Origin of the sequence: Ralstonia flatus, assembly GCF_958439105.1 — a bacterium.
In the GTDB taxonomy this organism is placed as follows: domain Bacteria; phylum Pseudomonadota; class Gammaproteobacteria; order Burkholderiales; family Burkholderiaceae; genus Ralstonia; species Ralstonia flatus.
In genome coordinates, this window is the sequence record NZ_CAUDLI010000011.1 from 220300 (window position 1) to 244311 (window position 24012).

Sequence of the window (24012 nt, forward strand, 5' to 3'; positions counted from 1 at the left end):
TTGTGACCGCATCCCGCGCCGCCAATACTCGGTCCATCCCAACTTGATAGCCCGAGCGGAGTGCCCATGCAGCGCGAATCGATCGACTACCCCGCCGATGCCCTTCCCACCCGCGACGACCACGTCCGCACGGCCGACGGTTGGATGCTGCCCGTGACGGTCACCAGCCCCGGGCTGGGCGCGCACGGCACGGTGGTGATCTGCTCGGCGCTGGGCGTGCCGCGCCAGTTCTACGCGGCGTTTGCGCGGGCGCTGTGCCTGGCGGGCTGGCGTGTGGTGACGTTCGACTACCGCGGCATTGGCGAGGCGGCCGCGACCGGCCCGGGCACGCCGCGCTTTGCCGACTGGGGCCGGCACGACATCGACGCGGTGCTGAAATGGGTGCACGACACGCTCGTCCCCGAGGGCTGCAGCGGCCGCAGGCTGGTGGTGCTCGGCCACAGCGCGGGCGGGCAATTGGCGGGGCTGGCGCCGCACATCGTGCACGCCGATGCGCTGGTGCACGTGGCGGTGTCGCTCGCGAACGCGCGGCTGTGGCCATGGCGCGGGCTGCTAAGTCGTCCGCAACTCGCGTGGCTGCTGCACGTGCGGATTCCATGGGCGGTGGCGCGCGTGCGCGGCGGCATGCTGCCGCTGGCGGCCGTCAGCATGGGGCCGATGTCGATTCCGGCCGCCATCCTCGCCGATTGGGCGCGCTTTGCCCGTCGGCGCGGCTATCTTTTTGCGCCTGGCGCGGGGCTGGATACGTCGCGCTATCCGAGGCTGACCGTGCCGCTGCTCGCCTGGGGTTTTGACGATGACCCGATGGCGCCGGCCAACGCCATCGATGCGCTCATCGCGCAGTTTCCCGCCACTCGCGTCACGCGCCGCCAAGTGAGCGGCGCGGCGCTCGGTGCCAAGGGCGTCGGCCACATGGGCTTCTTCCGCGCATCGTCCGGCGCGCCGTGGTGGCGCGAAACCGTGGCGTGGCTGGACGCCCTCGCTTGATTGGCGGCCCGATCAGAACGTGTAGACGAGGCCCGTGCCGCCGAAGTAGCTCTGCTTGTTCTGCACGATCGGGCTCTTGGCCGCGTTGCCCAGCAGGCGCGAGGTGCCCACCGCCGTCTGCACCGCCCAGTGGCGCGAGAACGTATGCGTCCACGCCACCGTGAGCGTGGCCGCTTGCAGGCCGCTGCTCGCGCTGTACTCGGCAAAGCCGCTGTTGGCCGACTGCTGCGGCGTCACCCCGAAGTACGTCTGCATGTACTTGCTCGAGCCGAAATGCAGGCTCGGGCTCACGCTGATCTTGTCGCTGCCCCAGCTCACGATCGGCGCCGCCACGTCGATGTGGCCCGACCAGCCGCGCTCGCGGTTCGTGATGGGCACTTCGAGCGTGGCGCTGCCCATGGTGTCGCCGATCAGCTTGCCGCCCACCGTGAACACGCCCATCAGCGATCCCTTGACGGTGCCCATGCCCTTGAGGTGATCCGAGCCGGGGCGGCCGTAGCGGTTGGTGTCGGAGCGGCCGGGGTCATACGACAGCGCGGCCGAGGCGAACATGCCGTTCAGGAAACGGAGGGCATAGCCTGCGCCGCCCTGCGTCGGGTCGATGAACCAGCCGTTGCCGAAATCTGCCCGGAAGCCCAGGCCGGCCGTCACGGTGTACTCCTTGCTGCCCTGGTAGCGCGGCGCCACGCCCGCGTTGAGCGACAGGGAATACGACGATTCATCGGCATACACCGAAGACGGCGACAGCCACATGCCGGAGAGCACGGCCAGATAAGCGACGGAAAACCGGGGGGAGAGACGATTGAGCACGTAGGACCTCTTGTTGGACCTCTTGAGAGAGAGCCCGCAGTCTGGCGAGATGCCACGCGCACGTCTGTCTGGAAATTGCCGGGAAGTTGTGCGCAATTGTGCGCGAGTGTCTGCAAGTTTCTCCGCCCCATCCGCTCGCAAGGCCGGCGCCGTACACTGCGCGCCAACACAAGAAGAAACGGGGGTACGGGCGATGACCGCGATGACCGACGCGCCGCTCAAGACCAAGGTGTTGCTGATCGAAGATGACGACCGCCTCGCGCAGCTTGTCGGCGAATACCTGGGCAACTATGAATTTGCAGTGGAAGTGGTGCGCCGCGGCGACATTGCCGTGGCCGCCGTGCGTGAACACCAGCCCGCGCTGGTGATTCTCGACCTGATGCTTCCGCACATGGACGGCATGGAAGTGTGCCGGCGCATCCGCGCGTTCTCGCGCGTGCCGGTGCTGATCCTGACCGCGCGTGTCGACACGTACGACCAGGTGGCCGGGCTGGAAATCGGCGCCGACGACTACGTGCTCAAGCCCATCGAGCCGCGCTTGCTGGTCGCCCGGGCTCGCGCGCTGCTGCGCCGTTCGACGCCTGTCATGTCGACGTCCGAGCCGGTAGCGCCGCGCGACGACACGCTGGTCTTCGGCGAACTTTCCATCTCGCCGCCCAACCGCACCGTGACGTGGCGCGGCCAGCCTGTCGACCTCAAGACGGCCGAGTTCAACCTGCTGCTGATCCTGGCGCGCGCGGCCGGCACCGTGCTCAGCCGCGACGACATCCTCAAGCAGTTGCGCGGCATCGAATTCGACGGGCTGGACCGGACCGTCGACTCGGGCATCTCGCGCCTGCGCCGCCGCTTTGGCGATGCCTCGCCCGAGCCGCACAAGATCAAGACAATCTGGGGACGCGGTTATCTGTTCAGCCCCTCGGCGTGGGAGGACTGAACCGTGCTCAAGTCGTTACTGAAGCTGTATGCGATGGTCGTGGTGGCGGCCGCTCTGGCGCTGATCGGCGTGAACAAGTCGTTCGTGTGGATGTTCCACGACACGCTCACGCATGGCGAGCGCGAGGTGCGCAAGGGCTACGCCTTCGTGCTGCAGGAGTACCTGGACCGCGCCGACCTCACTGGCCCCGCGGGCCGCGATGCCGCCATCGCGCGCCTGAACAAGAACGCGTGGGAGAAGTTCGACATCGTCGATCCGGACACCGTGCCGAATTTCTCCGCGCAGCAACGGCGCGATCTTGCCGACAAGAAACTTGTGCTGATGACCAACGGCAAGGATTACTACCTGCCGTTGCGCGACGGCACCGTGCTGCACGCTTACAGCGCTGATATGGACTACCTCGGCATCCAGCTCATGGCCTACGCGCTGATCGCCATTGCCGCCCTGCTGCCGCTGCTGCTCTGGGTCTGGATGCATTGGCGCGACCTGCGCGTGCTGGAAGACGCCGCGCGCGGTTTTGGGGCCGGCAACCTGGGGACGCGCGCCAATCTGCGCAAACGCTCGAACGTGTATGCGCTGGCGCGCCAGTTTGACGAGATGGCCGAGCGCATCCAGGGCTCGATCCAGCACCAGCGCGAGATGATGAACGGCATCTCGCATGAGTTGAAGACGCCGATTGCCCGGCTGGAATTCGGCATCGCGCTGCTGCAGTCGCCGCCGTCGCCGTCCTCGCCGTCGTCAGAAACGCAGCACAACCTGCGGCTCGATGCGCTGCGTCGCGACGTGCGCGAACTCGATGAACTGGTGAGCGAATTGCTGGCGTTCAGCCGCCTGGAGCAGGGCGCCACACACCTTGTGCTGATGCGCGTGGCGGTGGACGAGTGGCTCGACAGCGTGGTCGCCAGCGTCGCCAACGACGTGGCCGACCGACAGCTCACCCTGGCCGTGCATGCCGAGGGCGCTCCGGCGCACCACGTCTGCGACCCGCGCCTGCTGGCGCGTGCGCTGCTCAACCTGATCCGCAACGCCGCGCGCTATGCCCGCAACACCATCACCATCCGCGCTGAAGCGGGGCCCTCGGGGGCGCTGCGCCTGACGGTGGAAGACGACGGCCCCGGCATTCCCGAGCCGGATCGCGCGCGCGTTTTCGAGCCGTTCCTGCGCCTGGATGCCAGCCGCGACCGCCACACCGGCGGCTTCGGCCTGGGGCTGGCGATCGTGCGGCGTATTGCGCTCGTGCATGGCGGCGACGTTCGCCTCGATGCCGGTGCGGCAGGCGGGGCGCGGTTTGCGGTGCTGCTGCCCGCGATGACGATCCCGCCGCTGTAGGCGCAGCAGGATCGGGGCGTTCCAGGCGCGCTAAGGCTAAGCGTCTTCGCCGCCCGGTCGATGCAGAAACGCGCTCGGGCTGCTGCCGAACGCCCGGCGGAACATCGCAGAGAACGCGCTCTGGCTGTTGTAGCCCAGCTCCTGCGCCACGCGCGACAGCGGCATCCCTTGCGACATCATCGGGATGGCGCTGGCGAGCACGGCCTGCTGGCGCCACTGCGAGAAGCTCACGCCCAGTTCGTCCCGGAAGCGGCGCGCCAGCGTGCGGGCGCTGGCACCGACGTCGCGAGCGAGCGCGTCGAAGGTGAGCGAGGTGCCGGGGTCGGCCATCACGCGTTCGCACAGGGCGCGCAGGCGCTTGTCGGCGGGCATGGGCAGATCCAGCGGCAGCGGGGCGCTGCGGCGCAGCTCATCGAGGATCAGCGTGGCCAGCGCCTGCTCGCGCGCAGCCGGCAGGGGCTGGCGGACGTCCATCGCGGCAATCAGCTCGCGCAGCAGCGGCGACACCTCCATCACGCGGCACTGCGCGAGCGTGCCCGTCACCACGGACGGGTCGGCATACAGCGTACGCAGGAAGGCGGCCTCGACCACCCACACCTCGTGTTCGATGCCGGGCGGAATCCAGATCGCCCGCGAAGGCGGCACCACCCAGGCGGTGTCGCCGGCCTGCACGCGCAGCACGCTGTTGTGGCTATACGCCACCTGCGCCCACGGATGCGTGTGGCGCGGGAAGCGCGTGTTGGCCTCCATCTGCCGCGTGTAAAGCCGCACCAGATGCGCCGCTGAGGGCGGTGTGCGGCCTTCGATATCGGTGGGCAGGAGGCGCTGTGGCATGGCGGGTTTGCGACAGAAACGGTCGGGCCAGTGTAAATGCGGCGCCAGGACTTGTCGAAGCCCGACGTCGATGGCAGGCTATCGCCCGGCGCCGATGCTGTGGGGCGCCACACTAGAAAGCGGACTGCCGAAGCGGTCTCGACAAAAACGCCGTTGCCCACGAGGCACGCGGCGAAATGGGTGCGAACAATGCAAACGGGAAATCACACGCGTAGCCGGGGGGCGCGCGGGGCGATGGGATGGTTGCGGCCATGGGCTGCGCTTGCCACGTGGGTGGCATGCATGGCCGCGTTGACAGCGCCAGCCGCCCACGCCGACATCAGCATCATCCAATCCTTGCCGCTGTCCGGCACCCAGGCCGCGACGGGGCGGGCGCTCAACGCCGGCGCACGGCTGTATTTCGACTGGCTCAACCTGGACGGCGGCATCAACGGCGAAACCATCCGCCTGGTCGCCCGCGACGACGAGCAGAAGGTCGAGCAGACCGTCCGCAACGTGCGCGACATGGCCAAGATCGACAACCCCGTGGCAGCGCTCACCGTGGTCGGCACCGCCAATGTGGAAGCGCTCATGCGCAGCGGCGTGCTGGCCGAAGCCAACCTGCCGCTGGTCGGCCCCGCCACCGGTGCCTCCAGCATGACCGGCGATCCGCTGGTGTTTCCCATCAAGGCCAGCTACCAGCAAGAGATCGACAAGATGGTGAGCGCACTCGTCACCATCGGCGTCACGCGCATCGGCGTGCTGTATCAGGATGATGCGCTGGGCAAGGAGGTGCTGGCCGGCGTGGAGCGCATGCTCAAGCCGTACAAACTCACGATTGGGGCCACGGCTTCGTACCCGCGCAATACGGCCTCGTTGAGCGCCGCGGTCGACAAGCTGCTCGGCGCCGATGTGCAGGCCATCTTCCTGGGCGCCACGGCGGAGCCCGCCGCACAGTTCATCAAGCAATACCGCGCGCGGGGCGGTGGGGCGCAGCTGCTCGGGTTGTCGTCGATTGATCCGGGCATCCTGCTCAAGGTGGCCGGCATCGACGCGGTGCGCGGCTATTCCCTCGCGCTCGTGATGCCTAACCCTGGCAAGGGCGTGAACCCGGTCATCCGCGAATTCAACCGCGCACGCGCGGCCGTCGGCGCCAAGGATGTCGAACTGTCATTCCGGGCGGTGGAAGGCTTTGTGGCCGCCAAGGTGCTGGCCGAAGCCGTGCGCCGCGCCGGCCCCAAGCCCACGCGCGACCAGGTGCGCCGCGAGCTGGCCCATCTGCGCAACTTCGATGTGGGTGGCGGATTTGTGGTGGATTTTTCCGACCGCACGCGTCCGGGCTCGCATTATGTGGAGCTGGGGGTGGTGGGGCCGAATGGGCTGGTGATTCAGTAATGCTCGCGCTGCGATGATGGGGATGGAAGTGGGAGGGAGCGGGGGTTCTTTGTTGGTGGTGCATCCCTTGTTTCAGCCCCGGCAGGGAACGAAAAGAGGATGGACCACCAACAAAAAATCCCAGCAAAAACCAAAAGCACAAAAAACGCCCCTCAGAGAGATCCCCCTCTGAGAGGCGCTCATTCATCCATGAGACCAGTTAAGCCACAGGCGCCGTCCCCGCCCCATGCTCATGCCTGCCCGCCGGTTTGACGATCGCCAGCGTAGCAATCAACCCGCACAGCGCGGCAAACGACACCCACACGCCCGGCATCGCCTTGTTGCCCGTTTCGTGGATCAGCCACGTGGCAATCGCCGGCGTGAAGCCGCCGAAGATGGCCGTAGCGAGGCTGTACGCCAGCGAGAAACCGGTGGTGCGCACTTCCGGCGGCATGATCTCGGTGAGCGTGACCACCATCGCGCCGTTGTAGCTGCCATACAGGAACGACAGCCACAGCAGCACGATCAGCATGCGGGCGAACGACGGTGCGCTCACCAGCCACTGCATGGCCGGGTACGCCGTCACCAGCATCAGCACCGTAAAGAGGATCAGCAGCGGGCGGCGGCCGACGCGGTCGGACACGGCGCCCATCACCGGCAGCCAGAAGAAGTTCGAGGCGCCCACGCACAGCGTGACGATCAGGCTGTCCAGGTCTGACAGGTGCAGCACGCTCTTGCCGAAGGTCGGCGTGTAGGCGGTGATCAGGTAGAACGACACCGTGGTCATCACGACCATCAGCGTGCCTGCGCCCACCAGACGCCAGTTCTGGCCCATCGAGCGGAACACGGCGCGCAAGTCCGGACGGTGCTTGCGCTTCTGGAACTCTTCCGTCTCTTGCAGCGAGCGGCGGATGATGAACAGGAACGGCACGATCAGGCAGCCGATCAGGAACGGCACGCGCCAGCCCCATGCGCTCATTTCGGACGGCGGCAGCAGGTACGACATCAGCACGCCCAGCAGCGCGGCAAACATGACCGCCACCTGCTGGCTGGCCGATTGCCAGCTCACGAAGAAGCCCTTCTTGCCCGGGGTGGCGATTTCGGCCAGGTAGACCGACACACCGCCCAGCTCCACGCCGGCCGAGAAGCCTTGCAGCAACCGGCCGATCAGCACCAGCAACGGCGCCGCCAGCCCGATGGTGGCGTAGCCCGGCACCAGCGCGATCAGCAGCGTGCCGCAGGCCATGAGCGCCAGCGTGACGATCAGGCCCGTGCGGCGGCCGTGACGGTCGATGTACGCGCCGAGGAAGATCGCGCCCAGGGGCCGCATCAGGAAGCCGGCACCGAAGGTCACCAGCGACAGCATCAGCGAGAGGAACTCGTTGCCGGCGGGGAAGAAGGTGTCGGCAATGGCCTTGGCGTAATAGCCGTAGACCATGAAGTCGTACATCTCCAGGAAGTTGCCGCTAACCACCCGGAAGACGGTGCGGGCCTTGGATTCGTTGGGGTTGGAGGTATGCATGATGGGTCTCACTCAACAGCTTGGGTACAACGTGCGGGCGAGCCGGTCAGCGCGCTGCGGGCCGCCTCGTAAAAGGTGGTGATGTGGTACGGCGTGCTCGAAGGCATGTCGGCGCGCAGGCGCTGGCCGGCGGGGTCGATCACTTCGTTCCAGCCTTGCGCATGCAGGAAGCGCGCGGACCACGCCGGCAGCAGGCGCGCGAGCATGGCGCCCTGCGTTTCGGTGCACAGCGCGAGGGCGCGGCCGTATTCGGTTTGCGCCCAGATACGCTGGCTGGCGTCGCGCATCGTGCCGTCCAGGTTGAGCGACAGACACACGCCCTGCGTGGCCGGGTCCACGCCATCGGCGCAGGCGGCATTCACCGCGCGGGCGAGCGTCTCGGCCAGATGGCGCCCGGCTTCGGACCGCGTAAAGACCTCGGCGTGTGCGCGCACGAGATAGAACCATTCGAACTGGTGACCGGGTTCGATGCGGTTGTCTGGGTGGGCTTCGTCAACCGGCAACTCGGCGATGCTGCCCGTGCGCGTATCGATGAAGCGCGCGAGGATGCCCTCGGCCAGCGTGCGCACGCCGGCCTCAGCCCACGCGGGCGGCTCGTCCAGCGCGGCGGCGGCCAGGTACGCCTCGGTCAGGTGCATCACAGGGTTCTGCGCGACGCCGGCCAGCGTGGTGCTGAACGTGCCGTCCATGGAAGCGACCGGCAGCGGCTTGGCGCCGGCCCGCGCAAAGCTGCGGGTGATCACGTCGTGCGCGTCGTGCATCAGCGCGGCGGCACGCGGGTCTTCGCTCACGGCCAGCCAATGTGCGGTGGCAAACAGCACGAAGGCGTGCGTGTACAGATCCTTGGTGGTGTCGTCCGGGGCCAGCGCGCTGTCGATCGCAAACAGCCAGCCGCCGTGGATCGTGTCGCGAAAGCGCGTGTCCAGCGCATGACACAGGGCGGCGGCGCGTTCGGCGCAGAGATCGCGGTGGCGCTTGGAGAGTTGCGTGGCGCGCGCGAAGGTGTACAGCTGCCGCGCACAGGCCATCGCCCGGTACCGCGCGGTGGACGCCGGCACCAGCGCACCGTTGTCGACGACGAGTGCCTCATAGCAGAGACCGGCCTGCGCGTTCCAGCCGGGCCCCAGCCACATGGGCAGCAGGACGTCGTCGTAGTAGCGGTCGAACGATTCCAGCGCAGCCGCAATCGCGGCGGACGGTTCGGTCTTGGCCGTATCGGGCAGCGGGGGCGTGGAGGGTCGTGAAAGCATGTGCGCCGTGATGATCGTGGCGGGCATCGACCCGTTCTAGCCAGGCCGGCTGCTCGTATCTGTTCTGTTCACCATAGGCGACGTACATACGTTCTACATGTGAACAGACCCGGGATTGTGCTCCAACTGGCGGCCCCGCGCCACGCACAACTGAGCCATTCCCGGTCACCGTGCAGGGTTGTGGGTCCAATGAAAGGTTTTTGCCGGATGCTGCCTGGGCGTGGGTTGTGCGAAGATGAATCACCCCTGGCTCATCCCCTGGTCCTGCCCCGATCCATGCACCGTCGCGACCTGCTCAAGCAGTTGGCCGCCGGGCTGCTTGCCCTGGCTCCTGGTTTGTCCCGCAGCGCCACGCCCGGCCCCGCCGCTGGCGCCTCCGAACCGTTTGACGAAGCTCGCCTGCTGGCGCGTGCACGGGCCTTGGCCGCACGGCCCTACCGGCCGCGCAGCACGCAGTTGCCCCCGCCGCTGGCCACGCTCGGTTGGGACGGCTATCAATCGATTGGCTATCGCCCCGATCACGCATTGTGGGCCGGACAGCACTTGCCGTTCGAGGCCAAGTTCTTCCACCTCGGGCTGTTCTTCAAGTCGGCCGTGCAGATGCACGAGGTGGTGGACGGGCAGGCCCGCTTGATTGCCTATGACCCGGCCATGTTCGATTACGGCAGGAGCGGGCTGGATCACCAGGCGCTGCCGGCCGACCTCGGCTTCGCGGGTTTTCGGCTGACGACCAAGGCGGACCCGACGCGCGATGTGGCCGCTTTCCTGGGCGCGAGCTACTTCCGCGCCGTTGGGGGGCAGTGGCAGTACGGCATGTCGGCGCGCGGGCTGGCGATCGATACCGGCCTGCCGCGTGCGGAAGAGTTTCCGGACTTCACGGAATTCTGGCTGGTGAGCCCGGCCGCCGATGCCGATACGTTGCGCGTCTACGCGTTGCTCGATTCGCCCAGCGTGGCCGGCGTCTACCGTTTCGACATCCGCCCCGGCGACACGCTGGTGATGGACGTGGCCGCCACGCTTTACGTCCGCAAGCCGATCGAGCGCCTGGGCATTGCCCCGCTGACAAGCATGTTCCTCTACGGCGAAAACGACCGCACCGACCGCGCCGGCGATCGCCACAGCGCCGCACGTCGCTGGCGCGCCTCGGACTGGCGCCCGGAAATCCATGATTCCGATGGCCTGGCCATCTGGCGCGGTTCGGGCGAGTGGGTCTGGCGGCCGCTGGCCAATCCGCCCATGCTCCGCAGCCAGCGCTTTGCCGACGACAGCCCGCGCGGCTTCGGCCTGCTGCAGCGCGACCGCAATCCTGATCACTATCAGGATGACGGCGTCTTCTACGAGAAGCGCCCGAGCGTGTGGGTCGAGCCCACGCATGGCTGGGGCGAGGGCGCGGTTGAACTGGTGGAGCTGTCGGCCAACGATGAAACCTTCGACAACATCGTCGCGTTCTGGCGGCCGGCTGTGGCGCCGCATGCCGGGCAGGAACTGGCGTTCGGTTATCGGCTGACGTGGGGCGCGCAGCCCGCGGCGGCCTCGCCACTGGCGCGCGTGGTCGCGACGCGCACGGGCATTGGTGGCGTGGTGGGGCAGCCGCGCAAATACTTCTCGTGGCGGTTTGTCGTGGACTTTGCCGGCGGCGAGCTGTCGCGGCTGGGGCGCAGCACGGCGGGGTCGACTGTGGAGCCCGTCATCCGGGCCTCGCGCGGGCGGGTGGAGATTGCATCGGCGCGGCCGCTGGCGAGCATCGATGGCGTCCGCGCGATGTTTGATGTGGTGCCGGATGCGAGCAATGCGCCGATTGAGTTGTTGCTGACGTTGCAGTCGGGGGAGCGGTTGCTGTCTGAGACTTGGGCGTATCAGTGGACGCCGCCGGTGGATCGAGCGGTTTGATTCTTTGGCTTGCTTGATTGATGCGGGTGGTCCATCTCTTGTTTCATCCCCTGCCGGGGCTGACTCACTTTCTTTGGTCTTGCCCAAAGAAAGTAAGCAAAGAAATGCGCGCCCGAGATGGCGACTTCCCCTTGAATTTATGTGACCGTGCGGGGAAGGAGGCAAACTCGCTGCGCTCAGACAGGCCTCCTTCCTTTTTCCGCCCGCTCACAGAAATTCAAGGCGCCATCTAGGGCATCAACGTCCAGACCGTCGCTGCCTTTGGTCAGTTGGTTAGTCGCGGGGCGGTGCCTTGCTGAACTTCTTTGCCATTTCTGCCCAGCCTTCGGGGCCCAGCTTTTCCATCGTCGCGATATTGCGTTCGTAGATGTCCGCTGCGTCGGGGACGGCCGCGGCCGCGCGGGCGATGCTGTCTTCGCGCAGCAGATGCAGGATGGGGGCCGGTGCGCGGTTGGTGGCGTTGGCGATGTCGTCAGGCTCCGCGTCGGCGAAGACGAAATCGGGGTGGAAGCTGGCCAGTTGCAGTTCGCCTTCGTAGCCGGCTTTGGCGAGTACGGATTCGGCGCGTTCCGTGAGCGAGTGGAAATCGAGGAAGTCGGCGAGGGCGGGGACGATCAGCAGCGTGGTGTCGATCTGTGCGGCGGGGGTGGCGTGCAGCAGGTCGGCCTCGGCACGCAGGTGGTCGAGCACGTCGCCGTCCATCGTGGCGCGGCTGACGGCGTATCGGACTTGCCGCTTGACGTGAACGGCCTTGGCGAACGGGCAGAGGTTCAGGCCGATGACGGCGTCTTCCAGCCAGCGCTGCACGGTCGCGACATGAAGGGCGGCGGCGTCTGCGTCCAAGTTGAGGGCATCGGCGGGCGGATCGAGCAGGACGAAATCGGGGGCGTGATTGGACACGGCGTACGCGAGGGAGGAGACAGCGCGCAGTGTAGTCGATGGGCTGGGAGCGCTTCTTGCGACGGAACGGGTGTTGTGATTTGCAACGCCCGGCGTGCGCCGTTGATGTGCGCCGAGATCACCTCAGGTGCTTCGTGCGCCGCTTATGTGGTCAGTCCATTCCGCGTTTTTGTAAAAGAAGGAGATCAACCATGATTGAACTGCGCCTGAAAACCGCCCTCGCCGTTGCCGCCACCTTTGCTGCGTCGGCTGCTTTCGCACAGATGACGCCGGCACCCCAGACTTCACCGCAGACCACCGGCACCGTGCAGACCGCCCCGCAAGGCGGGCCGGCCACTTCGTCGTCTGACCCGCTGGTTCAGAAGCGCATTGACGACAAGGCCGCCAGCGACGAATACAAGGCTCGCAAGTCCGACGCCAAGGCGGCCTACAAGGAAGAGAAGAAGGCTGCCAAGGCCAACCGCAAGGCTGAGAAGAAGGAAGCGCGCGCCAAGCGCAAGGAAGCGATGAGCGAACAAGGCGGGCCCGCCCAGACGCCGAACAGCGAAGGCAAGTAAGCCGCTGGCGGAACCATGAAAAAAGGCGACCTTCGGGCCGCCTTTTTTCTTGGGGGCTCAACGTGCACCGTCAGTGACCGCGCGTGGTCGGCAGGCGGACCTGCGCGACGGCCATTTCCCACTGGGCGATGCGGTGCGCGGCCTCGTCGCGGCTGATGACGGGGTGGAACGTGCGGGAGGCGCGCCATTGCTGGGCGACTTCCGCTTCATCGCGATAGAAGCCCGTGGCGATGCCGGCCAGGTAGGCCGCGCCGAGCGCCGTGGTCTCGATGATCTCCGGACGCACGACAGGAATGCCGAGCAGGTCAGCTTGGAACTGCAGCAGCAGGTTGTTGGCCGAGGCGCCGCCGTCGACGCGCAGTTCCGAGATGGTGGAAACGGCATCGCGCGTCATCGCTTGCAGCAGCGCGGTGCTTTGGAAGGCAATCGACTCCAGTGCGGCTCGGGCGATGTGGCCGATGGTCGTGCCGCGTGACAGGCCCACGATGGCGCCCTGCGCGGTGGGATCCCAGTACGGCGCTCCCAGCCCCGTGAACGACGGCACGAACACCACGCCGCCCGAATCCGGCACCGAGGCGGCCAGGCCTTCGACGTCTGCGGAGCGCTGGATGGCGCGCAGGCCGTCGCGCAGCCACTGCACGACCGCGCCGCCCACAAACACGCTGCCTTCGAGCGCGTAGCTGCGCTTCGTGCCGCTCTGGCACGCGGCCGTGCTGATCAGGCCGTTGTGCGACTGGACTGCCTTGTCGCCCGTGTTGAGCAGCATGAAGCAGCCGGTGCCGTAGGTGTTCTTGGCCATGCCCGGCTTGAAGCAAGCCTGACCGAACAACGCAGATTGCTGGTCGCCGGCAATCCCGCCGATCGTGAGCGAGGCGCCGAGCCAGTCGGCATCGGTCTGCCCAAATTGATACGCGGACGGATGTACCTCGGGCAACAGGCTCGGGTGGATGTCGAGCGCGCGCATCAGGTCCGCATCCCATTCGCCGGTGTGGATGTTCCACAGCATCGTGCGGGACGCGTTCGATACGTCGGTCACGTGCAGGCGGCCGCGCGTGAGTTGCCAGACGAGCCAGCTGTCGATGGTGCCGAAGGCGAGTTCGCCACGCGCGGCGCGCTCGCGGGCGCCATCCACGTGATCGAGAATCCAGCGCAGCTTGGTGGCCGAAAAATACGGGTCGATGATCAGGCCGGTGCGCTTGCGTACCTCGTCTTCCAGGCCCTCGGCGCGCAGGCGCTCGCAGATGGCTTCGGTGCGGCGGTCCTGCCAGACGATGGCGTTGAAGATCGGTTTGCCGGTGGCGCGCTCCCACACCATGGTGGTTTCGCGCTGGTTGGTGATGCCAAGCGCGGCCATGTCGGCGGCGGAGAGCTTGGCTTGTTCGAGTGCGGCGCGGCAGGTGGCGAGCTGGCTGTTCCAGATGTCGAACGGATCATGCTCGACCCAGCCGGGCTGCGGGAAATGCTGCGGAAACTCCTGCTGGGCACTGGCGACGATCTGGCCGGCGCGGTTGAAGACGATGGCGCGTGAGCTGGATGTGCCCTGGTCGAGCGCGAGGAGGTATTCCATAAGGCAGATTCAGGTGACCGCCGGGCCGGAGTGAACCTGCCCGGCGGTGGGTAAAACGGAAGCAGGCATGGTAGCCCGCCGGCCGATGGTTGGTCGACCGGCGGGCATGCGAATTAACGGACCTTGCCGGCCTTCCAGGCTGCGAGCAGCTTGTCGTAGGCCACCGTCTCACCCTTCGGACGCTCGTTGTCGAGCTTCTTCCACGGGGCGTGTTCGGTCGACAGCCACTTCGACGGATCGCTTTCCGGGTTCAGCTTTGGCGCGCAGTTCTTCATGCCCGCGCGCTGCAGGCGGCCCATCACCTGGTCCATTTCCTTGGCCAGGTTGTCCATCGCGCCTTGCGGCGTCTTCTCGCCCGTGACAGCCGTGGCGACGTTCTTCCACCAGAGCTGTGCCAGCTTCGGATAGTCGGGCACGTTGTTGCCGGTCGGCGTCCAGGCCACGCGGGCCGGGCTGCGGTAGAACTCGATCAGGCCGCCGTACTTGGCTGCGTTCTTGGTGAAGTAGTCGCTGTGGATATCGGAGTCACGAATGAACGTGAGGCCGGTGATGGACTTCTTGAGCGACACGGTCTTCGACGTGACGAACTGCGCGTACAGCCACGCGGCCGAGCGGCGCTCGAACGGGGTGGACTTGAAGAACGTCCACGAGCCGACGTCCTGGTAGCCGTTCTGCATGCCGTCCTTCCAGTACGGGCCGTGCGGCGACGGGGCCATGCGCCACTTCGGCGAGCCGTCGGCGTTCACGACCGGGCCCGGCTTGGTCATCGGCGCGGTGAAGGCGCTGTACCAGAACACTTGCTGGGCGATGTGGCCTTGTGCGGGCACCGGACCGGCTTCGTTGAAGGTCATGCCGGTCGCTTCGGGCGGGGCGTACTTCTTCATCCAGTCGATGTACTTGGTGAGGGCGTACACGGCGGCCGGGCTGTTGGTGGCGCCGCCGCGCGAGACCGATGCGCCCACCGGGGTGCACTTGTCCTTCTCGTCGACACGAATGCCCCATTCGTCGACCGGCAGGCCGTTCGGGATGCCCTTGTCGGCGGAGCCTGCCATCGACAGCCAGGCGTCGGTGAAGCGCCAGCCCAGCGACGGGTCCTTCTTGCCGTAATCCATGTGGCCGTAGACGCGCTTGCCGTCCAGCTCCTTCACGTCGTTGGTGAAGAAGTTGGCAATGTCTTCATAGGCCGTCCAGTTGACGGGCACGCCCAGGTCGTAGCCGTACTTGGCCTTGAACTTGTCCTGCAGGTCCTTGCGGGCGAACCAGTCGGCGCGGAACCAGTACAGGTTGGCGAACTGCTGGTCGGGCAGCTGATACAGCTTGCCGTCGGACGCAGTGGTGAAGCTGGTGCCGATGAAATCCTTCAGGTCCAGGCCGGGGTTGGTGAACTCCTTGCCTTCGCCCGACATGTAGTCGGACAGCGGCATGATCACGCCGTAACGATAGTGCGTGCCGATCAGGTCGGAGTCGGAGATCCAGCCGTCATAGATGCTCTTGCCGGATTGCATCGAGGTTTGCAGTTTTTCGACGACATCGCCTTCCTGCATGATGTCGTGCTTGACCTTGATGCCGGTGATCTCTTCGAAGGCCTTGGCCAGCGTCTTCGATTCATAGGCATGCGTGTCGAGCGTTTCCGACACGACGTGGATCTCGGTCACGCCCTTGGCCTTGAGCTTGGCCGCGGCGTCGATGAACCACTTCATTTCCGCCATCTGCTTGTCTTGCGACAGCGTGCTGGGCTGGAATTCGCTGCTGATCCACTTCTTGGCTTCGGCCTCGCCGGCGTGTGCTGCGCCGACTGCCAGGGCGCTCGCCAGTGCAATGGCACTGATCTGAAGCGTCATGCGCCAGGATGTTTTCATCGGTATCTCCTCGTGCTTGGTTAGCTTGTTGTTCTCCCCGCAGCGAAAACATCCGGCATTCCGACGCGGGGAGCGTGGTGGAATGCCTGTGCCCGTACGTCAATTTGGGCGTGGAGGCATCAACCCGTGCCGATGCCTCCGGACCTGCAAATTCAAGTGCACCGATGGCGCGTCAGCCGCGCCACATCACGATCACCAGCACCACCATCGAGGCGATGAAGCCGCCCCAGGCGCTCGTCTCTTCCGACGTGAGCCCAACCCACGCCAAGTTGATATAGGCCGCGGTCAGCAGGCCGATGAAGAGGCGGTCGCCGCGCGTGGTGGCAATGGGCAGGAAGCCCTTGCGCTCCACCGTGGGCCGAACCACCTCCCAGACCGTCATGCTGGCCAGCATCAAGGCGATGCAGCCGAAGAAGATCGCCACTTCGGGCGTCCAGGCCATCCAGCTGAACATGGCTGTGTCTCCCGTTCTTGTTTTAGACGCGGCCCATCGCGAAACCCTTCGCGATGTAGTTCCGCACAAACCAGATCACCAGCGCACCGGGAATGATCGTCAGCACACCCGCTGCGGCCAGCACACCCCAGTCCATGCCCGAGGCCGACACCGTGCGCGTCATCACCGCCGTGATGGGTTTGGCGTCGACCGAGGTGAGCGTGCGCGCGAGCAGCAATTCCACCCAGCTGAACATGAAGCAGAAGAATGCCGTCACGCCCACGCCGGCCTTGATGAGCGGCAGGAAGATCTTCAGGAAGAACTTGGGGAAGCTGTAGCCGTCGATGTAGGCCGTCTCGTCGATCTCGCGCGGGATGCCGGACATGAAGCCTTCGAGAATCCACACCGCCAGCGGCACGTTGAACAGCATGTGCGCCAGCGCCACGCCCAGGTGCGTGTCCATCAGGCCGACCGTCGAATACAGCTGGAAGAACGGCAGCAGGAACACCGCGGGCGGCGTCATGCGGTTCGTCAGCAGCCAGAAGAACATGTGCTTGTCGCCCAGGAAGCGGTAGCGCGAAAAGGCATAGGCCGCCGGCAGCGCCACCACGGTCGAGAGCACCGTGTTCATCGTCACGTAGATGATGGAGTTGATGTAACCCCAGTACCACGACGGGTCGGTGAAGATGATCTTGTAGTTGTCGAACGTGACGAGCTTCGGCCAGATCGAGAAGCCGGCCAGCGTCTCCTCGTTGGTCTTGAGCGACATGCTCAGCATCCAGTACAGCGGCAGCACGGCAAACGCCACATACACCGCCAGCGTGATCGCGCGGGCGATCTTGCGCTTGTGCTCGTTGTTGTTGTTCTTACGCATGGTCGTCTCCCACGGCCGTGCTGGCGCTGCCCATGCGCTGCATCCAGTTGTAGAGGACGAAGCAGAACAGCAGGATGATGAGGAAGTACACGATCGAGAATGCCGCCGCCGGGCCCAGGTCGAACTGACCAACCGCCTTCTGCGTGAGGTACTGCGACAGGAACGTCGTGGCATTGCCGGGGCCGCCGCCGGTCAGGACAAACGGCTCGGTGTAGATCATGAAGCTGTCCATGAAGCGCAGCAGCACGCCGATCATCAGCACGCCGCGCATCTTCGGCAGCTGGATGTAGCGGAACACGGCCAGGCGGCTGGCGCCGTCAATTTCGGCGGCCTGGTAGAACGCATCCGGAATCGACCGCAGGCCGGCATAGGCCAGCAGCGCCACCAGCGGCGTCCAGTGCCACACGTCCATGATCAGCACGGTGATCCACGCATCGAACGAGTGCGACGTGTAGTTGTAGTCGATGCCCATCTGGTTGAGCCAATAGCCGGCCAGGCCGATATCGGAGCGCCCGAAGATCTGCCAGATCGTTCCGACCACGTTCCAGGGAATCAGCAGCGGCATGGCGAGCACCACCAGCGCAGCCGACGCCTTCCAGCCCTTCGAGGGCATCGACAGCGCCAGGCCGATGCCCAGCGGAATCTCCACCGCCAGCACGCACAGCGAGAAGATCAGCTGGCGGGTGAGGGCGTCCTGAAGATCGCCGTCACGCAGGATCTGGCGGAACCAGTCGACGCCCACGAACACGTGCTGCTCGGGGCTGATGATGTCCTGCACCGAGTAGTTCACCACCGTCATCAGCGGCAGGATGGCGGAGAACGCCACGCACAGGAACACCGGCAGGATCAGGAACCACGCCTTGTTGTTGAGCGGCTTGTTCATCGGCCGATCCTCTCGTCATTGCTGTAATACAGCGTCTGCGGCGCATCCAGGCGCAGCCACACGCGCGATTCGGTCACGCTCACTTCGTTCGGCAGCTTCGCCTTGATGGGCAGGCCGCCGGCCTCGCCCAGGCTTGCGGTCAGCAACTGGTGCGTACCGAGTTGCTGCACCTGGTGCACGTTGGCTGCCACGGTCCCGACTTCCCCCGGTGTGGCCAGCTGGACGAACTCCGGGCGGATGCCGAGCTTGAGCGACCCGTTGGCGTTCTTGAGTGTGGCGAGCGTGTCGCGGCCCACCGACAGGCGCTGATCACCCAGCGCAATCACGTCGCCATCCACCGTCACCGGGTAGAGGTTCATGCCCGGGCTGCCGATGAAGTAGCCGACGAAGGTATGGTCCGGCCGCTCGAACAGCGCTTCCGGCCCGCCTTGCTGCACGACCTTGCCTTCGGTCATGACGACCACCTCGTCGGCAAAGGTCAGTGCTTCCACCTGGTCGTGCGTCACGTAGATCAGCGTGAGCTTGAGCTGCTGGTGAATCTTCTTGAGCTGGCGACGCAGTTGCCACTTCAGGTGCGGATCGATGACGGTGAGCGGCTCGTCGAACAGGATGGCCGCCACGTCCTTGCGCACCAGGCCGCGGCCCAGCGAAATCTTCTGCTTGGCGTCGGCCGCCAGACCAGAGGCGCGGCGCTTGAGCGCATGCTGCAGCTCGAGGATCTCGGCCACTTCCTCCACGCGCTTCTTCACTTCGGCTTCCGGCGTCTTGCGATTGCGCAGCGGGAAGGCGAGGTTGTCGAACACGGTCATCGTGTCGTAGATGACCGGGAACTGGAACACCTGCGCGATGTTGCGCTCGCGCGGACTGGCGTGCGTGACGTCGCGGTCGTCGAAGAGCACTTGGCCTTCGGACGGCGTCAGCAGCCCCGAGATGATGTTCAACAGCGTCGACTTGCCGCAGCCCGACGGGCCGAGCAGTGCATAGGCACCGCCGTCGCGCCACGTCATGTTCATCGGCTGCAGCGCGTAGTCCGACAGGCTTTGCGGATTGGGGCGGTAGCTGTGTCCCAGGTTGCGGAATTCAATGCGTGCCATGTGCGCCTCCCTGCTTGGGCGCGCTCACCAGCTTGCCCGCTTCGTCGAACAGGAACAGTTCAGCCGGATCGACAAACACGTCCAGCGCCGCGCCCAGTTCGAACTGATGCACCCCCGGCAACTGCGCGACCAAGCCGATGGTGTTCGACTGGCCAACGGCGTGCGCCCGCACGTGCAGATACGTTTCAGAACCCGACAGCTCGGCCAGTTCCACCGTGCCCGGCAGGGCGACCGCGCCACCGTTGCGCGGCGATAGGCGGATGTGGCTCGGACGCAGGCCGATGCGGCAGGGCGTGCCGGCCGCCATCGGCAGCGGACGCGTCCACGCAACGTCGATGCCTTGCGGCAGGCGGATGCGGTTGCCTTCCACCACGGTGGCGTCCAGCACGTTCATCGGCGGGTCGTTGAAGATGGCCGCCGCATTGACCGACACCGGCACTTCGTACATGTCGAGCGTCGGGCCGTCTTGCAGCACGCGGCCTTCATGCATGACGACGGTGTGGCCGCCCAGCAGCAGCGCTTCCTGCGGCTCGGTGGTGGCGTACACGACGGTCGTGCCGCCATCGGCAAAGAGCGATGCCAGTTCGGCGCGGAGTTCCTCGCGCAGCTTGTAGTCGAGGTTGACGAGCGGCTCGTCCAGCAGCACCAGCGGTGCCCGCTTGACCAGCGCCCGCGCCAGCGCGCAGCGTTGCTGCTGCCCACCGGACAGCTCGGCCGGCAGGCGCTGCAGCAGGTGGTCGATGTGCAGCTTGGAGGCGACGGCACGCACGCGCGTATCGATCTCGCCCTTGTTGGTGCCCTGCAGGCGCAGCGGCGAGGCGATGTTGTCGTACACCGTCATCGCCGGGTAGTTGATGAATTGCTGGTACACCATCGCCAGATTGCGATCGCGCACTCCCACGCCCGTCACGTCCTTGCCGTCGACCAGTACGCGGCCGGTGGTCGGCCGGTCCAGCCCGGCCATGATGCGCATCAACGTGGTCTTGCCGGCTTGCGTCGGCCCGAGCAGCACATTGATGGCGCCGGGCGCCAGCCGCAGGCTGGTCGGGTACAGATGCGTCTGCGCCCCGACCATGGCCGTAACCTGGTCCAGTTCCAGAATCAATTGATGTCTCCCGTCTTACTGCTTTGATTTCTTGATGTCTTGGTTCGGGCGCCCAGCCCCTGGTGCTTCAGGGCGCCCGTTCCGCAACTGGAGCGGTCTGGCCTTCCGGCAGATGCCGCGCCAGCCAGCCTTCCAGCCGGCTGCGGTCGGCATCGCTGGCGTGCAGCCCCAGCTTGGTCCGCCGCCACAGGATGTCCTGCGCCGTGCGGGCCCATTCATGTTCGATCAGGTAACGGATTTCGGCTTCATACAAGCCGGGTGTCACTTCGGCGCCCAACTCTTCCAGTCGCGTGGCGCCAGCCAGCAGCGTGTTCACGCGGGTGCCGTACTGGTGCGCATAGCGCATCGCCAGCTGGGTCGGCAGCCACGGCAAACGTTTTTGCAGGCGCGTCACAAAGTCATCGAAGGTGTATTCGGCAACCAGCTGGCCCGGCGCTTCCAGATCGCCGCCTGGCAGCGACGCGGTGGCCGTCCACGAAGGCTTGCCGGCCAGCGGCAGATGCGGGGCCAGTTGGTCCAGCGCTTCTTCGGCCAGCTTGCGATAGGTCGTGATCTTGCCGCCCCACACGTTGATGAGCGGCGCGCTCGCGCCGTCGGCGCCGGTCTCGCATTCGACCAGGTAATCGCGCGTGATGGCCGAGGCGTTGGCGGCGCTGTCGTCCAGCAGCGGCCGCACGCCCGAGTAGCTCCACACCACGTCGGCCGGCGTCAGCTGCTGGGTGAAATAGCGGCTGGCCATTTCGCACAGATACTGGATTTCGCCGGCGTCGATGGCCACCTGGTCCACCGAACCCTTGTATTCCAGATCCGTCGTGCCGATCAGGGTGAAATCGTTCTGATACGGGATCGCAAAGACGATCCGCCCGTCCGGGTTCTGGAAGATATAGGCGAACGGGTGATCGAACATCCTCCGCACCACGATGTGGCTGCCCTTGATCAGCCGCAGGCCGCGCGTGCTCGGCAGCGCGTGCGCAGAGCGGGCGAATTCCGCCGCCCACGGGCCCGCTGCATTGACGATCGCCTTGGCGCGCACCGAGCGGATGCCGTCCGGGCCCGCCAGCGAGGCGTGCCAGCCGTCGGCGCGTCGTTCGGCATTCAGGCAGCGTGTGCGGGTCAGGATGTGGGCGCCGCGGTCCGCCGCGTCGCGGGCGTTGAGCACGACCAGGCGGGCGTCGTCCACCCAGCCGTCGGAATAGACGAAACCGCGCGTGTAGCCGGCCTTGAGCGGCTTGCCGGCCGGATGCCGCGCCAGCTTGATCGACTCGGAACCCGGCAGAAAGCGCCGACGCGCGAGGTGGTCATACAGGAAGAGGCCTGCGCGGATCATCCACGCCGGGCGTTGCGCGGCATCGTGCGGCATCACGAATCGCAGCGGCCACATGATGTGCGGCGCCATGCGAAGCAGCACCTCGCGCTCCTGCAGCGCCTTGCGCACCAGGCTGAATTCGTAATATTCGAGGTACCGCAGCCCGCCGTGGATCAGCTTGGTCGAGGCCGAAGAGGTGTGCTGGGCCAGGTCGTCCTTTTCACACAAGACCACCGACAGGCCACGGCCCACGGCATCACGCGCGATACCCACGCCGTTGATGCCGCCTCCGACCACCAGCAGATCACAGTCCAGATGCGACGCGTCAGTGAGTTGCATGGGTTGGAATCTGTTGATTTTCGCGCCTTTCCTTGCGAATAGTGACGCGTTGGCGGATAGTTTAGTGAAGGGCGAAAATAAAGCAACATAGGGAATCGCCTAATCCGCTCACATATGTTCGTTTATGTTCATTTCGTGACTTGATGCTTCCGCGACACCGCCAGATCCTCGAATACGTCCGCCAGCACGGCGATGCCTCTGTCGACGCGCTTGCCCGCGTGCTCGGCGTCACGACGCAAACCATCCGTCGCGATATCCGCCAGCTCGAAGACGAGCGCCTGCTCGCGCGCTACCACGGCGGCGTCGGCCTGCCGTCGTCGGTCGAAAACATCGACTACGACCAGCGCCAGGTCCTGCACATCGACGCCAAACGGCGCATCGCCGAGGTCGTTGCACGCCACGTCGAGCCCGGCCGCTCGCTCATCATCAATATTGGAACGACCACCGAAGAGGTGTCCAAGGCGCTGGTCGGCCAGAACGGGCCCCGGGGCTTGCGTGTCATCACCAATAATCTGAACGTCGCGTCGATCCTCTCCGGCAGCCCGGACGCGGAGGTCATCGTCGCCGGCGGCCTCGTGCGCAACCGCGACCGGGGCATCGTCGGCGAGGCCACGATCGACTTCATGAAGCAGTTCCGTGTCGACATCGGCATCATCGGCGTCTCCAGCATCGACGAAGACGGCACGCTGCTCGATTACGACTACCGTGAAGTGCGCGTCGCCCAGTCCATCATCGAGCAGTCCCGCGAAGTCTGGCTCGTGGCCGATCACTCGAAGTTCGGCCGCCGCGCTGTTGTCCGTCTGGGCCATGTCTCGCAGATCGACAAGTTCTTCACCGACGTCCCCGTGCCCGAGCCGATGGCCGAGGTTCTCCGCGCCGCCGAGGTCGAGGTGATCGTCGCCAGCGAAACGCGCTGATGTTTGATCCCGCTTTTCTCCAGTCTTCGCCCGCTCGACTACAGTGAAATGACAAGGCGCGCACCTTGCGTGCCTCCCTGTCATTCAGACTCGTCACACGGAGAGCATCGTGAGCAAGCACTCACATGCGGCAATCCTCTCGATCTTCGCGGGCATCGTTACTGAACACATTGCCGCTCTGCGCCAGGCACTTGCCAAGCTGGCGGCGCCCGATCCCAGTAACGAAGATCTTCACCAGTTCCGTGTCACCCTGCGCCGACTGCGTTCAGCCTGGGTGACCTTTGCGCCGGTTTTGCCCACGAGCTTTGTCGATCAGTGGAAGCCTCGCCTGCGGGCGCTTGCCGCATCGACCGGCCCCGTGCGCGAGTGGGACGTGCTGCTTTCCGATTGGCTTCCGTCTGTCCGGAAGTCGCTCCTCGACAGTGACGAGGCGGGCCAGGCTTGGCTGGAGGCCGCAGTTATCAAATCCAAAGAGGCCCGGAACCGCGCTTGGGAGGAACTGCACGCCGAGCTGGCGTCGCCGGATGTGCGCGGAACGCTGCTCGAGCTGGAAGAGGCGGTCGCGGCCTTTCATATAGAAGAGGAGCCGGAGCGGCATCGCCGCTTTGCCCATGCGCGCGCTCAGGCGCTTCGAAAGAAGCTGATCCGCCGCGGGCGTCACCCGAGGCGTTCGCCTGCGTCGCGTCTGCATCGAGCCCGCATCGCCGCCAAACAGTGGCGCTATCTATATGAAGCCTTCTACCCGGCGCTCGGCGCCCACGTAGCCAAGCGCTACCGGAGGCATTTGCGCAAACTCCAGGACGCCTTGGGCGAGGTGCACGATGCGAGTGTCTCGCTTGCTTGCGTCGCAGACCTCCTCAAGGCGTCGCCCCCGCTGTCCATCGTGAGCGCCTTTCACAAGCGCGCTGAGAGCGCGCGTCAGCGAGCTGCCAAGGAACTGCGCTGGGTGCGGTCCCTTCCAGCTCGGTAACCCGCAAAAAGTGCAGAAAAGACCCTATGAAAAGAAAGGGCTTGCGCCGTTCGAGAAACCCGCCTATAGTTCGCCCCTCGCTGCAAAACACAGCGCCGAAACGCAAGTGGCGGTGGTGGAGTTGAGTGGTGGAGAAGCAGGTGTGGAGCGGGTTTGCGGTCGATTGGGTGGTAGGTGATCGGCGGTAGATCGAGTGGTAGTTGGCAGCGAGTTGACGGATAAAAATTCTTCGACGAGTTGTTGACAGCGACGAAAAAGCTCTGCATAATCTCGTTTCTCTGCTGCAGACAACGCAGCGA

At 65.7% G+C, this 24012-nt stretch carries 21 protein-coding genes; 8 read left to right on the forward strand and 13 right to left on the reverse strand.

The window, feature by feature from the left end; genetic code table 11:
• Window positions 1-66 precede the first annotated feature (66 nt).
• Window positions 67-987, forward strand: a complete 921-nt coding sequence (locus R2676_RS22505; protein WP_206272507.1) for an alpha/beta hydrolase family protein — start codon at window positions 67-69, stop codon at window positions 985-987.
• Window positions 988-999: 12 nt separating this feature from the next.
• On the opposite strand, the gene R2676_RS22510 is transcribed toward R2676_RS22505, so the two are convergent.
• Window positions 1000-1797: a MipA/OmpV family protein gene (locus tag R2676_RS22510; RefSeq protein WP_316857561.1), complete on the reverse strand. Its 798-nt coding sequence runs from the start codon at window positions 1795-1797 to the stop codon at window positions 1000-1002.
• Between the two features lie 202 nt (window positions 1798-1999).
• On the opposite strand from R2676_RS22510, the gene R2676_RS22515 reads away from it, so the two are divergent.
• On the forward strand, window positions 2000-2731 hold the full coding sequence (locus R2676_RS22515; RefSeq protein WP_027680449.1) for a response regulator transcription factor: 732 nt from the start codon (window positions 2000-2002) through the stop codon (window positions 2729-2731).
• A gap of 3 nt (window positions 2732-2734) precedes the next feature.
• On the forward strand, window positions 2735-4060 hold the full coding sequence (locus tag R2676_RS22520; protein WP_206272506.1) for an ATP-binding protein: 1326 nt from the start codon (window positions 2735-2737) through the stop codon (window positions 4058-4060).
• Between the two features lie 36 nt (window positions 4061-4096).
• Here R2676_RS22520 and R2676_RS22525 read toward each other — a convergent pair whose 3' ends face one another.
• On the reverse strand, window positions 4097-4894 hold the full coding sequence (locus R2676_RS22525; RefSeq protein ID WP_206272505.1) for an AraC family transcriptional regulator: 798 nt from the start codon (window positions 4892-4894) through the stop codon (window positions 4097-4099).
• A gap of 282 nt (window positions 4895-5176) precedes the next feature.
• On the opposite strand from R2676_RS22525, the gene R2676_RS22530 reads away from it, so the two are divergent.
• Window positions 5177-6268 carry an ABC transporter substrate-binding protein gene (locus R2676_RS22530; RefSeq protein WP_316857562.1) on the forward strand — a complete coding sequence of 364 codons (1092 nt, stop codon included), beginning with the start codon at window positions 5177-5179 and terminating at the stop codon, window positions 6266-6268.
• A 199-nt stretch (window positions 6269-6467) separates the two neighbouring features.
• Here R2676_RS22530 and tcuC read toward each other — a convergent pair whose 3' ends face one another.
• The gene (tcuC, locus tag R2676_RS22535) at window positions 6468-7769 is read right to left on the reverse strand and encodes an MFS transporter (RefSeq protein WP_206272503.1); all 1302 of its coding nucleotides are present in this window, start codon (window positions 7767-7769) and stop codon (window positions 6468-6470) included.
• Window positions 7770-7777: 8 nt separating this feature from the next.
• A complete protein-coding gene (locus R2676_RS22540) occupies window positions 7778-9019 on the reverse strand; it encodes an AGE family epimerase/isomerase (RefSeq protein ID WP_206272641.1) in 1242 nt (413 codons plus the stop codon).
• A gap of 276 nt (window positions 9020-9295) precedes the next feature.
• Between R2676_RS22540 and R2676_RS22545 the strand changes: the two genes are divergently transcribed.
• Entirely contained in the window at window positions 9296-10909 is a 1614-nt protein-coding gene (locus tag R2676_RS22545; RefSeq protein WP_206272502.1) for a glucan biosynthesis protein, read from the forward strand.
• Window positions 10910-11182: 273 nt separating this feature from the next.
• On the opposite strand, the gene R2676_RS22550 is transcribed toward R2676_RS22545, so the two are convergent.
• Window positions 11183-11809: a DUF1415 domain-containing protein gene (locus R2676_RS22550; protein WP_206272501.1), complete on the reverse strand. Its 627-nt coding sequence runs from the start codon at window positions 11807-11809 to the stop codon at window positions 11183-11185.
• A gap of 191 nt (window positions 11810-12000) precedes the next feature.
• On the opposite strand from R2676_RS22550, the gene R2676_RS22555 reads away from it, so the two are divergent.
• Complete coding sequence (locus R2676_RS22555) at window positions 12001-12366, forward strand: hypothetical protein (protein ID WP_027680524.1); 366 nt, start codon at window positions 12001-12003, stop codon at window positions 12364-12366.
• A 70-nt stretch (window positions 12367-12436) separates the two neighbouring features.
• Here R2676_RS22555 and glpK read toward each other — a convergent pair whose 3' ends face one another.
• The 8 genes from glpK to glpD all read right to left on the reverse strand — a co-directional run bounded on the left by glpK (window position 12437) and on the right by glpD (window position 21826).
• Window positions 12437-13933 (reverse strand): glycerol kinase GlpK, encoded by a 1497-nt coding sequence (glpK, locus tag R2676_RS22560; RefSeq protein ID WP_009239731.1) that lies wholly within the window; start codon window positions 13931-13933, stop codon window positions 12437-12439.
• 113 nt (window positions 13934-14046) lie between these two features.
• Window positions 14047-15792 (reverse strand): ABC transporter substrate-binding protein, encoded by a 1746-nt coding sequence (locus R2676_RS22565; RefSeq protein WP_027680525.1) that lies wholly within the window; start codon window positions 15790-15792, stop codon window positions 14047-14049.
• Between the two features lie 172 nt (window positions 15793-15964).
• On the reverse strand, window positions 15965-16246 hold the full coding sequence (locus R2676_RS22570) for a DUF2160 domain-containing protein (RefSeq protein WP_027680526.1): 282 nt from the start codon (window positions 16244-16246) through the stop codon (window positions 15965-15967).
• 22 nt (window positions 16247-16268) lie between these two features.
• A complete protein-coding gene (locus R2676_RS22575) occupies window positions 16269-17099 on the reverse strand; it encodes a carbohydrate ABC transporter permease (RefSeq protein ID WP_206272500.1) in 831 nt (276 codons plus the stop codon).
• A complete protein-coding gene (locus R2676_RS22580; protein ID WP_004637132.1) occupies window positions 17092-17982 on the reverse strand; it encodes a carbohydrate ABC transporter permease in 891 nt (296 codons plus the stop codon). The genes R2676_RS22575 and R2676_RS22580 overlap by 8 nt, the downstream gene beginning before the upstream one ends.
• The gene (locus R2676_RS22585; RefSeq protein ID WP_206272499.1) at window positions 17979-19076 is read right to left on the reverse strand and encodes an ABC transporter ATP-binding protein; all 1098 of its coding nucleotides are present in this window, start codon (window positions 19074-19076) and stop codon (window positions 17979-17981) included. The genes R2676_RS22580 and R2676_RS22585 overlap by 4 nt, the downstream gene beginning before the upstream one ends.
• Window positions 19063-20181 (reverse strand): ABC transporter ATP-binding protein, encoded by a 1119-nt coding sequence (locus R2676_RS22590; protein ID WP_206272498.1) that lies wholly within the window; start codon window positions 20179-20181, stop codon window positions 19063-19065. Before R2676_RS22590 ends, R2676_RS22585 begins: the two co-directional genes overlap by 14 nt.
• A 67-nt stretch (window positions 20182-20248) precedes the next feature.
• Complete coding sequence (gene glpD, locus R2676_RS22595; protein ID WP_206272497.1) at window positions 20249-21826, reverse strand: glycerol-3-phosphate dehydrogenase; 1578 nt, start codon at window positions 21824-21826, stop codon at window positions 20249-20251.
• A 77-nt stretch (window positions 21827-21903) separates the two neighbouring features.
• Between glpD and R2676_RS22600 the strand changes: the two genes are divergently transcribed.
• Window positions 21904-22743, forward strand: a complete 840-nt coding sequence (locus tag R2676_RS22600; RefSeq protein ID WP_458646511.1) for a DeoR/GlpR family DNA-binding transcription regulator — start codon at window positions 21904-21906, stop codon at window positions 22741-22743.
• A 109-nt stretch (window positions 22744-22852) separates the two neighbouring features.
• Entirely contained in the window at window positions 22853-23713 is an 861-nt protein-coding gene (locus R2676_RS22605) for a CHAD domain-containing protein (RefSeq protein ID WP_206272495.1), read from the forward strand.
• Window positions 23714-24012: the final 299 nt, after the last annotated feature.

Bases quoted from the DNA above. Each gene is read 5' to 3' on its own strand.
- R2676_RS22505 (WP_206272507.1), top strand. From the start codon at position 67: ATGCAGCGCGAATCGATCGACTACCCCGCCGATGCCCTTCCCACCCGC.
- R2676_RS22515 (WP_027680449.1), top strand. From the start codon at position 2,000: ATGACCGACGCGCCGCTCAAGACCAAGGTGTTGCTGATCGAAGATGAC.
- R2676_RS22525 (WP_206272505.1), bottom strand. From the start codon at position 4,894: ATGCCACAGCGCCTCCTGCCCACCGATATCGAAGGCCGCACACCGCCC.
- R2676_RS22530 (WP_316857562.1), top strand. From the start codon at position 5,177: ATGGCCGCGTTGACAGCGCCAGCCGCCCACGCCGACATCAGCATCATC.
- tcuC (WP_206272503.1), bottom strand. From the start codon at position 7,769: ATGCATACCTCCAACCCCAACGAATCCAAGGCCCGCACCGTCTTCCGG.
- R2676_RS22540 (WP_206272641.1), bottom strand. From the start codon at position 9,019: ATGCTTTCACGACCCTCCACGCCCCCGCTGCCCGATACGGCCAAGACC.
- R2676_RS22545 (WP_206272502.1), top strand. From the start codon at position 9,296: ATGCACCGTCGCGACCTGCTCAAGCAGTTGGCCGCCGGGCTGCTTGCC.
- R2676_RS22555 (WP_027680524.1), top strand. From the start codon at position 12,001: ATGATTGAACTGCGCCTGAAAACCGCCCTCGCCGTTGCCGCCACCTTT.
- glpK (WP_009239731.1), bottom strand. From the start codon at position 13,933: ATGGAATACCTCCTCGCGCTCGACCAGGGCACATCCAGCTCACGCGCC.
- R2676_RS22565 (WP_027680525.1), bottom strand. From the start codon at position 15,792: ATGAAAACATCCTGGCGCATGACGCTTCAGATCAGTGCCATTGCACTG.
- R2676_RS22570 (WP_027680526.1), bottom strand. From the start codon at position 16,246: ATGTTCAGCTGGATGGCCTGGACGCCCGAAGTGGCGATCTTCTTCGGC.
- R2676_RS22575 (WP_206272500.1), bottom strand. From the start codon at position 17,099: ATGCGTAAGAACAACAACAACGAGCACAAGCGCAAGATCGCCCGCGCG.
- R2676_RS22580 (WP_004637132.1), bottom strand. From the start codon at position 17,982: ATGAACAAGCCGCTCAACAACAAGGCGTGGTTCCTGATCCTGCCGGTG.
- R2676_RS22585 (WP_206272499.1), bottom strand. From the start codon at position 19,076: ATGGCACGCATTGAATTCCGCAACCTGGGACACAGCTACCGCCCCAAT.
- glpD (WP_206272497.1), bottom strand. From the start codon at position 21,826: ATGCAACTCACTGACGCGTCGCATCTGGACTGTGATCTGCTGGTGGTC.